General features: G+C 32.5%; 14 protein-coding genes and 1 tRNA gene. 5 read left to right on the plus strand and 10 right to left on the minus strand.

What is annotated here, in order from left to right; translation table 11 throughout:
- Positions 1-30: 30 nt before the first annotated feature.
- From asnS to N1F78_RS04900, 3 genes are all read left to right on the plus strand, one after another.
- A complete protein-coding gene (gene asnS / locus N1F78_RS04890; RefSeq protein WP_406685065.1) occupies positions 31-1,464 on the plus strand; it encodes an asparagine--tRNA ligase in 1,434 nt (477 codons plus the stop codon).
- 88 nt (positions 1,465-1,552) lie between these two features.
- The gene (gene rpoN / locus N1F78_RS04895) at positions 1,553-3,004 is read left to right on the plus strand and encodes an RNA polymerase factor sigma-54 (protein WP_406685066.1); all 1,452 of its coding nucleotides are present in this window, start codon (positions 1,553-1,555) and stop codon (positions 3,002-3,004) included.
- Positions 3,005-3,610 (plus strand): hypothetical protein, encoded by a 606-nt coding sequence (locus tag N1F78_RS04900; RefSeq protein WP_406685067.1) that lies wholly within the window; start codon positions 3,005-3,007, stop codon positions 3,608-3,610.
- Here N1F78_RS04900 and N1F78_RS04905 read toward each other — a convergent pair.
- From N1F78_RS04905 to N1F78_RS04940, 8 genes are all read right to left on the minus strand, one after another.
- On the minus strand, positions 3,605-4,297 hold the full coding sequence (locus N1F78_RS04905) for a porin family protein (RefSeq protein ID WP_406685068.1): 693 nt from the start codon (positions 4,295-4,297) through the stop codon (positions 3,605-3,607). The two genes, N1F78_RS04900 and N1F78_RS04905, sit on opposite strands and share 6 nt — an antisense overlap.
- Positions 4,298-4,401: 104 nt before the next feature.
- A complete protein-coding gene (locus N1F78_RS04910) occupies positions 4,402-4,872 on the minus strand; it encodes an ExbD/TolR family protein (protein ID WP_406685069.1) in 471 nt (156 codons plus the stop codon).
- A gap of 19 nt (positions 4,873-4,891) precedes the next feature.
- A complete protein-coding gene (locus N1F78_RS04915) occupies positions 4,892-5,479 on the minus strand; it encodes an ExbD/TolR family protein (RefSeq protein WP_406685070.1) in 588 nt (195 codons plus the stop codon).
- A 6-nt stretch (positions 5,480-5,485) separates the two neighbouring features.
- Positions 5,486-5,917, minus strand: a complete 432-nt coding sequence (locus N1F78_RS04920) for a hypothetical protein (RefSeq protein ID WP_406685071.1) — start codon at positions 5,915-5,917, stop codon at positions 5,486-5,488.
- Positions 5,918-5,937: 20 nt separating this feature from the next.
- A complete protein-coding gene (locus N1F78_RS04925) occupies positions 5,938-6,711 on the minus strand; it encodes a MotA/TolQ/ExbB proton channel family protein (RefSeq protein ID WP_406685072.1) in 774 nt (257 codons plus the stop codon).
- A gap of 74 nt (positions 6,712-6,785) precedes the next feature.
- Positions 6,786-6,873: transfer RNA gene (locus N1F78_RS04930), tRNA-Ser, on the minus strand.
- 75 nt (positions 6,874-6,948) lie between these two features.
- Positions 6,949-7,983, minus strand: a complete 1,035-nt coding sequence (locus tag N1F78_RS04935) for an asparaginase (protein ID WP_406685073.1) — start codon at positions 7,981-7,983, stop codon at positions 6,949-6,951.
- 3 nt (positions 7,984-7,986) lie between these two features.
- Positions 7,987-8,754 carry a TatD family hydrolase gene (locus N1F78_RS04940; protein WP_406685074.1) on the minus strand — a complete coding sequence of 256 codons (768 nt, stop codon included), beginning with the start codon at positions 8,752-8,754 and terminating at the stop codon, positions 7,987-7,989.
- A gap of 72 nt (positions 8,755-8,826) precedes the next feature.
- On the opposite strand from N1F78_RS04940, the gene N1F78_RS04945 reads away from it, so the two are divergent.
- A complete protein-coding gene (locus tag N1F78_RS04945) occupies positions 8,827-9,267 on the plus strand; it encodes a TIGR02281 family clan AA aspartic protease (protein WP_406685075.1) in 441 nt (146 codons plus the stop codon).
- A gap of 33 nt (positions 9,268-9,300) precedes the next feature.
- Complete coding sequence (locus N1F78_RS04950) at positions 9,301-9,933, plus strand: response regulator (protein WP_406685076.1); 633 nt, start codon at positions 9,301-9,303, stop codon at positions 9,931-9,933.
- Between the two features lie 480 nt (positions 9,934-10,413).
- On the opposite strand, the gene odhB is transcribed toward N1F78_RS04950, so the two are convergent.
- Entirely contained in the window at positions 10,414-11,622 is a 1,209-nt protein-coding gene (gene odhB / locus N1F78_RS04955) for a 2-oxoglutarate dehydrogenase complex dihydrolipoyllysine-residue succinyltransferase (RefSeq protein ID WP_406685077.1), read from the minus strand.
- Between the two features lie 39 nt (positions 11,623-11,661).
- Positions 11,662-14,406, minus strand: coding sequence for a 2-oxoglutarate dehydrogenase E1 component (locus N1F78_RS04960; protein ID WP_406685078.1), 2,745 nt, complete (start codon positions 14,404-14,406; stop codon positions 11,662-11,664).
- Positions 14,407-14,563 lie beyond the last annotated feature (157 nt).

Genomic DNA, 14,563 nt, shown 5'->3' on the forward strand with positions numbered 1-14,563 from the left:
TTTATATTTACATTCTAAATTCAGATATTAATGCAGCAGTTTACCGTTTTAGAATTATTATCAGAAAAAATCAGTAATCCAGAAGTTGAAGTAAAAGGATGGGTTAGAACTTTTAGAGCCAATAGATTTATTGCTTTAAATGATGGTTCCACCTTAAAAAACATTCAATGTGTAGTAGATTTTGATAATTTAGAAGAATCTTTGTTAAAACGCATCACAACTGGAGCTGCAGTTCATATTATTGGAGATTTAGTTAAAAGTCAAGGAAAAGGGCAAACTCTAGAAATTCAAGTTAAAAATATTGATATATTGGGTGATTCTGATCCCGAAACCTACCCTATTCAACCTAAAAAGCATTCATTTGAGTTTTTACGAGAGAATGCCCACTTACGTACTAGAACAAGTACGTTCAGTGCTGTAATGCGCTTGCGTTCAACGCTTTCTTTTGCTATACATAGGTATTTTAATGAACATGGGTTTTACTATATGCATGCGCCAATAATTACTGGAAGTGATGCCGAAGGTGCTGGAGAAATGTTTAAAGTAACAAGTTTAGACGTTAATAATATACCTACTAATGGAAATGGTAAAGTTGATTTTTCTCAAGACTTTTTTGGAAAAGAAACCAATTTAACCGTGTCTGGTCAACTAGAGGCAGAAACCTATGCAATGTCCTTAGGCAAAGTTTATACCTTTGGCCCAACATTTAGAGCAGAAAACTCTAACACATCTCGCCATTTAGCTGAATTTTGGATGATTGAACCTGAAGTTGCTTTTATGGATTTAGCCGGTAATATGGATTTGGCGGAAGACTTTTTGAAATATGTAATTAAATATATTTTAAAAAATAATATTGAAGACTTAGAGTTTTTAGACAAGCGTCAACAAGATGAAGATAAAAGAAAACCTCAGGCAGAAAGAAATGACATGACGCTTATTGAAAAGCTTAAGTTTGTCACAGACAATAACTTTAAGCGAGTAAGTTATACAGAAGCCATAGATATTCTTCGTAATAGTAAACCTAACAAGAAAAAGAAATTCAAATACCAGATTAATGAATGGGGGTGTGATTTACAAAGTGAGCATGAACGTTTTCTTGTAGAAAAACACTTCAAATGTCCAGTTATTTTATTTGACTATCCTGCAAACATCAAGGCCTTTTACATGAGGTTAAATGACGACAAAAAAACAGTAAGAGCCATGGATATTTTATTTCCTGGAATTGGTGAAATTGTGGGAGGTGCACAACGTGAAGAGCGTTTAGATGTTCTTAAAGAGAAAATGGCAGCCATAAATATTCCAGAAGAAGAACTTTGGTGGTATTTAGATTTAAGAAAATTTGGTACCGCTGTTCACTCTGGTTTCGGACTTGGTTTTGAACGCCTTGTTATGTTTTCTACTGGAATGAACAACATTAGGGATGTTATTCCTTACCCTAGAACACCCCAAAATGCTGAATTTTAACAAAAAAAGTTGAATCTTTATTAGTTTGGTATGACTTTGGTAAGCTAATTGCTTTTTTTATCTTTGATTAACAACCAGTAACCAAATCATGCTTAAGCAACATCTCCAATTTAAATTATCACAGAAGCTATCTCCTCAGCAAATTCAATTAATGAAGTTGATTCAGCTACCTACACAAGCATTTGAACAACGATTAAAACAAGAATTAGAAGAAAATCCAGCTCTTGAAGGAGGTAAGGAAGATAATGATGAATATGATGACTTTGACACTTCAGATGATTTCAATGACAGCGAAACCATAAGCGCTGAGGATATTAATGTTGATGAATATTTAAGTGATGATGAGATTCCTGATTACCGTACTCGTGCTAATAACTATAGTTCTGATGACGATGAAAAAACAATGCCTTATGCTGCTGGCACATCTTTTACCCAGCACCTAAAAAATCAGCTAAACACTTATAGATTAAATGAAGAAGAACGTGAAATTGCTGAGTTTTTAGTAGGTAGTGTTGATGAAAGTGGCTACATACGCAGATCTTTATCCGACATAATGGATGATCTTGCTTTTACCCAAAATGTTTATACTGAAGAAACAAAAATTGAAAATGTTCTAAAAATTGTTCACCAGTTAGACCCTGCAGGGGTTGGTGCAAGAAATTTGCAAGAATGCTTGAGTATTCAATTACATAGAAAAGAAAAAAATCAAAATACTGAATTGGCAATTAATATTATAGATAAGGCTTTTGAACAGTTTACTAAAAAGCACTATAAAAAGCTATTAGCAAAGTTTGATATCTCAGAAATACAATTGAAAGATGCTATCTCAGAAATTGAACATTTAAACCCCAAACCTGGTGGATCTTATTCAGGAAACAACCGTATTGTTGAACATATAGTCCCAGATTTTGCCATTAAAATTATTGATGGGGAATTAGAGATTACGCTTAATGGTAGAAACGCTCCAGAGCTTCATGTGTCAAGAGAATATAACAATATGCTTAAGGGGTATAAGGACTCTAAAGACAAATCAAAATCGCAAAAAGATGCAGTTATTTTTATAAAACAAAAGCTAGATGCTGCTAAGTGGTTTATTGAAGCAATAAAACAACGCCAACAAACTTTATTTGTCACTATGAGCGCAATAATGCATTATCAAAAAGAATATTTTTTAACCGGTGATGAGCGGACATTAAAACCAATGATTCTGAAAGATATTGCTGATGAAATTGAAATGGATGTATCCACAGTTTCAAGAGTTGCAAATAGCAAATATGTCGATACGCCTTACGGAACCAAATTAATTAAAGAGTTCTTTTCTGAGTCAATGAAAAATGATCAGGGAGAAGATGTTTCTACTAGAGAAATTAAAAAGATTTTAGAAACAGTTATTGAAGAGGAAAACAAGAAAAAACCATTAACAGACGAAACGCTTTCTGGAATTTTAAAGGAAAAAGGATACCCTATTGCAAGAAGGACGGTTGCAAAATACCGTGAACAGTTAGATATTCCCGTAGCTAGGTTGCGAAAAAAAATATAAATGAACCATCTTTTAAGAAGTATCTCATTTATTTTTCATCCATTATTAATGCCAATAATAGGTGTTATTTTTTATTTTTCTAAGTCGCCTAGGTTTATTCCCAAGGAAATCATTTGGGCTAAGTTAATATCACTTCTAATATTAACCGTAATTCTTCCTATATTACTATATTTCCTTTTAAAAACTCTTGGAAAGGTAAAATCTATATACTTAGAAACAACTTCAGAACGTATATTCCCATTAGTATTAAACTGTATAGTTATTATAATAATTGTAAAAAGAATAATTACACCTACACAAATTATAGAATTGTATTATTTTTTTATTGGTGCTTTAATATCATCAATGGCTTGCTTAACACTTGCCTTTTTTAAAATAAAAGCCAGCATTCATATGACGGCTGTTGCTGGAGTATTCATGTTTTTTATTGCATTGAGTATCCATTTTAGTATAAATATTAGTGGAACCCTAGCCTTAATGAGTATAATTATGGGCGCAATTGCAAGCTCAAGATTACATGTTAAAGCCCATAATTATAAAGAACTGATTACAGGAATTTTTATAGGGTTTATTCCTCAATTAATTTTAATTCCTTACTGGTTATAATATATAAAACATTAATCCTATTTTAATGGCATTAATGTCAATCTTGTCATTATTTAAAACAACCTTTTCCGAAAAAATTGGATTAAGACCATAATACATAAATAAATTCCATGTGTTATAACCAACACTTAAAGTCAACCCATATTGAAAATCATTAAAACCTTCAATATCCGTTAGTTTAACACTTCCTAAATCACCTTTATACTTTGAATTATGTGCTAATATATATCCAGCCTTAAAACCAACATAAATACGCCAAAAATTGTAATCACTAGCATTTGAAGTTCGCCATCTAAATTCAAAAGGAATTTCCAATAAATGACTAGAAAACTTGTTCTTGGTAAAAGTACTAACATCACTTATAAGACTGTAATTAATGGTATTATCAGATTTATTTATAAGCAAATTTTGATTGAAAGAATTAGCAGAATATCCAACACCTAAACCAAAAGCAACATTTCTTTTTTTATTAATGGGCATATCTTTTATAAAACCTAAATGAAAGCCCAAAGAAAAACCGCTTTGAGATAAATCGATAGGTTTATGTCCTAAAAGATTGTACGTTATTCCAGCATAAAACTGATCTTCTTTATAAAGTGAATCAACTTCCTTTAAATTTCTATTTTGTGCCTGAACTAAAAAACTCAAACCACATACAAAAAAAATAAACCAACCAAATTTTCTCATCAACTTTTAAATTAAGTCACAAGTAGTGTAAGTAACTTGATAGTTACTTAAAAAAAAAGCGTTTTGAAAATTCAAAACGCCTTTTTATAAAATTAAGAGTAATATTATCTAAATACACTACCTTTTTTAGTAGTATAATTAATTTTAAGCGCATTTACTTTTCGTAATTCTTGCTTTATATCTCCAATCAATCCCATATTTGCATCACTATCAACTTTCAAAGCTGTAGTTAAAAAGGGAATTAGTTCTTCTCTTTTAGAAGCTCTTTCAGCTGCAATAAATGCCGCGATATCGCTAACATCAGCAAACTTGTCATTTAACTGAATTTTTGCTTCTGTACCATATTGCTTATAGTTGTCACTTGGTTTCCCAGCATATATATACATAATCAAATCTTTCTTATCAAGTTTTTCAACTTGATCAGCAAATGGTAAGTTATTCTGAATCATTAAAGTATTCTCTCTCATTACAGTTGCTACCATAAAAAAGAATAATAACATAAATACAATATCCGGTAAAGATGCTGTTGATATGGCAGGTAAAGCGCCGCTCTTTTTCTTTTTAAATTTAGACATATTTGTAAATGTTATTAAATTATTGTACTTCCGAAAGCTTTTGAGGATAGTCCAACTTTATTTGATCTATCTTCTCCTTTAACTTCTCTTTATTTCCAGGCCAATTCACATCTTTATGGTTTGCCTGCATTTCTGTGAAAGGTTTGCCATACTGTTCCATTGATCTTCTATCCCTTAAAACGTTATAAGCCGCAACCAATTCATTTTGAACTGCTATATAAGTCTTATAGGTGGTTTCCCTTTCGTTTTTTAAAGAAATAATCGCCTTATCTGGATTATCAGAAGAAGCTGCATCTTTTTTACCCTTACAGTAACTACAAGATCCGTCCCCTCCATTGTCCAAAAACTCAATGGCGGCTTCTCTTAAATCCTTAAGCTCCATTAATTCGTCCTCAACAAGCAGTTGATCTTTACCATTTAACAATACAGTAAAAATATTCTTTTGCTTAATAATTACATCTTCCTCAGACTCTTCAATTGGAGGTAATTTACGGTTAATACCAGAATCCACCTCAATTGTAGTAGTTACCAAGAAAAATATTAATAATAAGAACGCAATGTCGGCCATGGAGCCTGCATTAACTTCTGGTGCTGCTCTTTTTGCCATACTAAATTATTTATTAAATATTTTTTTAACTCCTGAGAAAGCCATTGATGCAATAGCCAAAAATGCTAAAACATAAAATGTATATAAACCTGCCCCTACTTTCTTCGAGGTTGCCTCTGTTATATCTTGTCCTTTATCAGTAAATGGTTTTAAATCTAAATCCGTACCAGATGACATGGCGTAAGATATAAGTGCAATTGCTACAAAAGCACCAACAGTAAGCAAGGTCTTTTTAATGTTACCTGCAAATAAGCCTTTAATAACAAATATTAGAACCAGAGCTATTATTACTCCTAGTACAACATAAGTAACAAATAACATATTACCAGCAGGACCAGCGGCACTTCCTTCATCTCCTGCAATAATCATTAGTGCAAAAATTGCACCAATAATTGCAACAGCAAAGGCTACTATTTTTAATATTTTATGTAAACCCATAATTTTTTATTGTTTAATTATTACTTCTTACTTCTAATTAATAAGTCCATTAATGTAATAGAGGCATCCTCCATGTCATTAACTATACTATCAATTTTAGCAATAATGTAATTATAAAAAATCTGAAGAATAATAGCTACTATAAGACCAAATACAGTTGTTAAAAGTGCAATTTTAATACCACCTGCAACAAGCGATGGCTGCATATCTCCAGCTGCCTCAATTTTATCAAATGCGTTAATCATACCTATTACCGTACCCATGAATCCTAACATAGGAGCTAAGGCGATAAATAATGAAATCCAAGAAACGTTTTTCTCTAATTGACCCATTTGCACACCACCATAAGCAACAACAGCTTTTTCAGCAGCTTCGATTCCTTCATCAGTTCTATCTAAACCTTGATAGAAAATAGAAGCAATAGGTCCTTTTGTGTTTCTACAAACTTCCTTAGCCGCTTCAACACCACCAGATGATAAAGCATCCTCAACATTTTGAGTTAATTTTTTAGTGTTTGTAGTAGATAGATTTAAAAAGATAATTCTCTCAATAGCAATTGCTAAACCTAGAATTAAACATAACAATACAATACCCATAAAGCCCGGGCCTCCTTCTATAAATCTCTTCTTTAATTCTTGATGAAATCCAAGAGTCTCAGCTGGTGCAGCTTCTTCATCTTGAGTTGTTGTTACTACAGTTGTACTTGCTGTTGTAGTAGCTGCAATTGTAGTTGCATTAGCAGTTCCAAATACCATCATTCCTGTAATGGCTAGGATAGAAAATAATCTTTTCATGTCTCGATCTTAATTTTATTAGTTAAAGTGTTAAAGATAAAAAAAAAAAGTAATTAAATGGTTAAAAATAACAGCAGAGAGGAAGGGATTCGAACCCTCGATACCCTTTTGAGGTATACACACTTTCCAGGCGTGCGCCTTCGACCACTCGGCCACCTCTCTATAAATATTTCAATCGTATTAATTACGGGGGCATGAAATAACAAAAAATTCTTGAAACCTTAAAATTTTATAGTGTTAATTTTGGGTCAATTCTCCTCTTAATGGCATTTCATACAAAGATTTAAACTTTTCACTCAAAATATCTTGCCCAAGGAGGTACATTAATTTACATACTGCAGCTTCTGTAGTAATGTCTTTTCCAGAAATAACACCTATTTCTTTTAACCTATTACTTGTTTCATAATGCCCCATCATAACACTACCACCGGAGCACTGTGTGATATTTACCACATGAATTCCATTTGTAATATTTTTTTCAAGTAACTTAATAAACCAGGATTCCGTTGTGCAATTTCCAGCCCCATAAGTTTCTATTATTACCGCTTTTAGGTTGGGGTTATTAAATATACTTTCTACAACTCCTTTTGTTATTCCTGGAAATAGTTTAATTAAGGCTATATTATTATCTAAATTTTTATGAACCTTCAGAGGTTGTTTATCATTGGGCTTAAACAAATACTTTTTATTAACTTTTAAATGCACTCCAGACTCTGCTAAATCTGTATAATTTGGTGAAGCAAAAGCCTGAAAATGTTCTGCATTTATTTTAGTTGTTCTATTACCTCGGTATAATTTATATTCAAAATAGAGACACACTTCCTTAATAACAGGTTCGCTATCCTTTTGTAGCGAAGCCACTTGAATAGATGTAATTAAATTCTCTTTAGCATCAGTTCTTAAATCACCTATAGGTAATTGAGATCCTGTAAACACAATAGGTTTTGTTAAGTTTTCTAACATAAAACTTAAAGCTGATGCGGTGTAACTCATCGTGTCACTCCCATGGAGTACCACAAAACCATCAAATCTATCATAATTGCCTTCTATTAATTCTGCAATTTCAACCCAATACTCGGGGCTCATATTACTGGAATCTATGGGTTTGTTAGAAACCGTTTCAATATTACAATCTAGCAATTGTAATTCTGGTATTTTATCTAAAAGCGTTTTAAAATCGAATGCTTTTAGAACACCTGTTTTAAAATCCTTAATCATCCCAATGGTTCCACCAGTATAAATAAGCAATATGTTAGGTTTAGAGTGGCTCATAATTTAAATACCAAATACCTCTTTTGAATTGTTAGTTGTAATATTAGCGATTTCTTCAATAGTTAAACCATAAATTTCCGAAAGTTTATCCAGCACCTTTAATATATATAAACTTTCATTTCGCTTTCCTCTATAAGGAACTGGCGCTAAATATGGTGAATCCGTTTCTAACACAATATGTCTTAAATCTATTTCATTTAAAAACTTATCAATCTTACCATTTTTAAAAGTTGCAACACCTCCAATGCCTAACTTCATATTATAAGATATGGCTTGGTGGGCTTGTTTTAAAGATCCAGTAAAGCAATGAAAAACACCAAACAACTCATCGTGATTAACCTCTTCTAAAACTTCAAATATTTCATCAAAAGCTTCTCTACAATGAATCACGATTGGCAACTTATACTTTTTAGCCAATTCTATTTGATATTTAAAAGCTTCTTGTTGAATACCCAACGTGGATTTATCCCAATATAAATCAATCCCAATTTCGCCAACCGCATAAAACGGCCTTTTTCCTAGCATTTCCTCAACATGTTGCAACTCTTGCTTAAAATTTTCTTTGACATGAGTTGGATGCAATCCCATCATTAAAAAAATATTTTCAGGAAAATCCTTTTCTAATTGAAGCATAGAATCTGTATAATTTGAATCTATAGCGGGAATAAAAAAACGAGATATATTTTCTTTTATAGCGCGCTCAATCATTTCGTGCCTATCTTCATCAAATGCTTCGCTATATAAATGTGTATGTGTATCTGTTATAATCAAAAGTTAATTCTTAAAGTTAATTTTGTAAAAATAATCGTTTTTACATGATTATATTTGTCTTAATTTAAGTTTATGGAATTGCTTCAAGATTTTCTGCTTGACAAAGGTTACACCAAGGTGAAATTACACCTAACCAAAACCAATCATTTTGAAATTAAGGCCTCCATTAATGGCCAAAAAGGTTTGTTTATCCTTGATACTGGAGCTTCTAGTTCATGCGTTGGCTTTGAAGGTGCCGAAACCTTTAAACTAAAAACCGAAGATTCTTCTATTAAGGCTGCCGGGGCTGGTGCCATTGATATGGATACCAAAATGTCTAAAAAAAACAAGGTTAAAATTGGAAAATGGAACCACAATAAGGTGGTTCTTGTTCTTTTTGATCTCACTCATGTTAATACAGCCTTAGTTAATCATAATTCTAAACCAGTAGATGGTATTATTGGCGCAGACATACTAAAAAAAGGAAAAGGCATAATAGATTATCAAAAGAAATATTTATATTTAAAATTATAATTTAATAGCAATCATTCCATCTCCCAAAATTAAATGAATACATCTATTGTTATTGCCGACGATCATCCGTTGATGCTTAGGGGATTAACCGACTTTTTAACTTCAAAAGGTTTCAATATAATTGGAAGTGCCACAGATGGGAATGCCGCTTATAATTTAATAGTAAAGCTAAAACCTGAAATTGCTATTCTCGATATTAGAATGCCTCATAAAACGGGTTTGGAAATTGCTGAAGAATGTCAAAAGAACGGACTTCCTACAAAGGTAATTCTTATCACATTTGACAAAGAAGAAGAACTATTCGATAAAGCTAAATCTTTTAACGTATATGGTTATATTCTCAAAGAATTTGCAGTTGAGGAAATTGAAACTTGTATTGAACATGTTGTAAATGGCAATCCTTATTTCAGTGAGGAAATCGCCGAACACTTAAACTGTAATCTTATTAATAGCCACCTTGAAGAACTAGATAAACTAACAAAATCTGAATTAAAAATAGTAAAGTTGATTTCTGATAACAAAACAAGTCATGACATTGCCAATGAACTATCTATTTCAATTAGAACTGTTGATAAACATCGTAGTAATATAGTGGCTAAATTAGGGTTGGACAACAAGCCAACATCTCTTTCAATTTGGGCCAATCTAAACAAGTCAAATTTATAAAAATACGTAGAACTGCGTATTTTTTAAGACACCCTTAACCCATACCTTTACATTGCTATTAATTAGTTCTTAGGGAGAATTAAGAAAGCTCTGGTATTGTGATGATCCAGAGCTTTCACTTTTTTTGCCACCATTCAAAAATAAAAAATACGTACAAGTGCTTATTTTTTATCCCAATAATGTAACCTAACTTTATAATTGCTATTAAGCTATATAATTCTTTTTTGAGAGATAGAATTATTAATACCAAACTCTGCATCCTTTGGATGCAGAGTTTTCCTCAAATCCTTAGCCATCATATGATATTAATGAAATACGAAAATAACATTATAAATAAATGCTGTATGGTTGGGCTTTCCGTCTTAGTCATAATAATCCTTTATATGAATCTTATTTTTTGTTTTAGATAGTTTAAATTTAGCGATAAAAAAAAAGGGATGTTCGTTTGAACATCCCTTTTTTTTTATAGTAATTAAATGATTATAATTCCAAAGCCTTTTGAACATCATTATTCATTAAGATTTCTACCGGATTTTCTAAAGCTTCTTTTACAGCAACTAAGAAACCAACACTTTCTTTACCATCAATAATTCTGTGATCATAAGAAAGTGCCACATACATAATTGGTCTAATTTCAACGTTACCGTTAACAGCAACAGGACGCTCTACAATGTTATGCATTCCTAAAATCCCACTTTGTGGTGGGTTAATTATTGGTGTAGACAACATACTTCCAAACACACCTCCATTAGTAATGGTGAATGTACCTCCAGTCATTTCATCAACAGTAATTTGTCCGTCTCTCGCACGAAGTGCTAAACGTTTTACTTCTGATTCAACACCTCTAAAACTTAAATTTTCAGCATTTCTAATTACAGGCACCATAAGTCCTTTTGGTCCCGAAACAGCAATACTTATATCACAAAAATCATAAGACAACATTTCTTTCCCGTCTATCATAGAATTAACTGCAGGATACATTTTTAAAGCTCTAACAACGGCTAAAGTAAAGAAACTCATAAAACCTAAACCAACACCATGTTTTGCTTTAAATGTCTCCTTATACTCATTTCTTAAAGCAAATATTGGGGACATGTCAACCTCGTTAAATGTAGTTAACATAGCCGTAGTGTTTTTAGCCTCTACTAAACGCTCCGCAACTTTACGACGTAACATAGACATTTTACTTCTTGAAGTACCTCTACTGCCTCCAGAGGGAGTTCCCATTGATGGTACTGCTTTTATAGCGTCGTCCTTAGTTATTCTTCCATCTTTACCTGTTCCTTTTACAGAACCTGCATCAATACCTTTTTCAGCCAAAACCTTTTTAGCTGCAGGACTTGCTGTACCTGTTGCATAAGTTTCTGTGGCTGGAGTACTTTTAGCAACTTCTGCTTTAGGCGCTTCTTCTTTTACCTCTGTTTCAGGCCCATCCCCTCCTTCTGGCTTTTCTGCGCTAGTATCAATTAAACAAACTACTGCCCCTACTTCTACGGCATCACCTTCTTCAGCTTTAAGTGTTATTGTACCACTTACTTCGGCAGGAAGCTCAAGAGTAGCTTTATCACTATCCACTTCTGCAATAGCTTGATCTTTTTCTACATAATCTCCATCTTCTACTAACCATGTCGCTATTTCAACTTCTGTAATAGACTCTCCTGGTGATGGTACTTTCATTTCTAAAATCATCTGTAATAATTTTAATTGTATTCTAAAATTTGTCTTTTCTTAATTCTTTATATCGAAAACGTCTTTTATAACTTGACGTTGTCTTGATTTATCTCTTGCACTTGATCCTGGTGCTGGAACTGATGCGTATGGTCTAGAACAAACTTCTAGCTTAACTATATTTAAACGCTCTAGCATAAAACTCCATGCCCCCATGTTTTTAGGTTCTTCTTGTGCCCAAACGTATTTTTCAACATTTGAATATTTATCAACAACCTCTTGAATATTATCTAAATGCAATGGGAACATTTGTTCTATTCTAACAATGGCAATATCATCTCTATTTTGCTCCTCTCTTTCTGCTAATAATTCATAATAGAACTTACCTGTACAGAATACTAATTTTCTAACTTTATCTGGGTTAATTGTATCATCAATTATTTCCTGAAAGGCTCCATTTGCTAATTCCTTAATTGAAGAAACAGCTTTTGGATGCCTCAATAAACTTTTTGGTGTAAAAACAATTAATGGCTTTCTGAAATCACGCTTCATTTGACGGCGCAATAAGTGAAAAAAGTTGGCAGGTGTAGTACAATCTGCAACTATCATATTATCATTAGCACATAATTGTAAATATCGTTCAATTCTTGCAGATGAGTGCTCAGAACCTTGTCCTTCATAACCATGAGGTAATAAGACTACTAAACCATTTTGAGCTTTCCATTTATCTTCAGCTGCAGACAAATATTGATCAAATATAATTTGAGCACCATTACTAAAATCTCCAAACTGAGCCTCCCAAATAGTAAGAGTATTAGGATTTGCCATAGCATAACCATAATCAAAACCAAGTACTCCATATTCTGAAAGAAAGGAATTATAGATACTCATTTCTCCCTTATTCTCTGGATTTGTATTCAGCAAATTAATACGCTCTTCAGAAATCTCATCACGAAGAATTGCATGACGATGACTAAATGTTCCTCTTTCTACATCCTGACCTGATATTCTAACATTAAACCCTTCTTCTAACAAACTACCATAAGCCAAGGTTTCAGCCATTCCCCAATCAAGTAAATCGGTTTCAAAAACCATTTTCTCTCTACCTTGAAGAATGCGTTCTGCCTTTCGTAAAAACTTAACACCTTCGGGTACCGTTGAAATTATTTTAGAAATACCTTTTAAATTGTCTTCAGGATATTTAGTTTCAATGGTTTTAAGCATTGCATCTAAGCCTTTACGCTCAAAATTAGCCCAACGCTCTTGCATAAACTCTCTTACTTTTGAAGAGTCTGACTCCTTTGCTTTTTCATATTCACTTTCAAGTGTGTTTTTAAATTCACTAACTATACCATCTGAATATGCCTTATCAATAGTACCTTCTGCAATTAATTTATCAGAATAAATTTTGAACGGATTAGGATGTTTAGATATATACTTATAAAGTTTAGGTTGTGTAAATCTAGGTTCATCACCTTCATTATGGCCATACTTTCTATATCCTAATAAATCAATATATACATCCTTTTTAAAACGCATTCTGTAATCTAAGGCCATTTCAATAGCGTGAGCCACAGCCTCTGCGTCATCAGCATTTACATGCATTACTGGAGACAGGGTAACCTTGGCAACATCTGTACAATAGGTACTTGAACGCGCATCTAAATAGTTAGTTGTAAACCCAATTTGGTTATTTACTACTATATGAATTGTTCCTCCTGTTTTATATCCATTTAATAGACTCATTTGAGCCACCTCATATGCAATACCTTGTCCAGCTATTGCAGCATCTCCATGCACTATAATAGGTAAGATTTTAGAATCATCTCCATTATAATCATCATCTATCTTTGCTCTGGTAATACCCTCAGCAACAGGCCCAACGGTTTCTAAATGCGATGGGTTTGGTACTAAGTTCATCTTGATAGTCTTACCATTCTGATAGGTTTTATCTAATGTTAAGCCTAAATGATATTTTACATCCCCATCAATATCTTGGTCTTCAAAATCTTTCCCTTCAAACTCACTAAATAATTCATGTAAAGGTTTTCTAAAAATGTTAACCAGTGTACTTAAACGCCCACGATGTGCCATTCCTAAAACGGATTCCTCAACACCGTATTTTTCAACAGCATTATATAAAGCATTGCTAATTGCAGGAATAAGTGATTCTCCTCCTTCTAATGAGAAACGTTTTTGACCAACATATTTAGTTTGCAAAAAATTCTCAAAAGTAACCGCTTGATTTAGTTTAGAAAGAATATACTTCTTAGTATCAGCTGAATATGATGGGTGATTATCATTTACATTAAGTTTATCCTGCCACCATTTAATAACCTCTGGATTACGCAAATACATATATTCAACACCAATTGAATCACAATAAATTAATTCAAGGTGCTTAATAATTTCACGCAAAGGTTGTGCCTCTAAACCTAGCTTTTCTCCAGCATTAAAAACCGCATCTAAATCGTTTTCGGAAAGACCGAAATTTTTTAAATCTAAAGTGGGTGAGTAAGCTCTTCTATCTCGTACAGGGTTTGTTTTAGTGAACAAATGCCCTCTACTTCTATAACCATCTATTAATCGTGCTACCTGAAATTCTTTTTGAATATGTTCAGGTATCTGCGTTGTAACGCCTTCAACTATTTCGCCATCTAACCCATAGTTTTCACTACCAAAATCATACCCTTGAAAAAAAGCTCTCCAGCTAGGTTCAACACTATCAGGGTTATTTAAATATTGATCGTATAAATCAGCAAAAAATGCCGTATGGGCCGCGTTTAAAAAGGAAAATTTATCCATTATTTTTTTATCCTAATCTCTTCTTAAAAAAACATTCTTCAAAAATACAACTTTTATAAAAATTAGATGTTTCTTCTGCAGTAATAATACCTCTTTTTGATTTATTTAATGAATACTTTATTTTTAAATGTTAATTTTTTAAGGATTTTTAAATATT

This window comes from Seonamhaeicola sp. MEBiC01930 (genome assembly GCF_045277075.1).
Lineage (GTDB): Bacteria > Bacteroidota > Bacteroidia > Flavobacteriales > Flavobacteriaceae > Seonamhaeicola.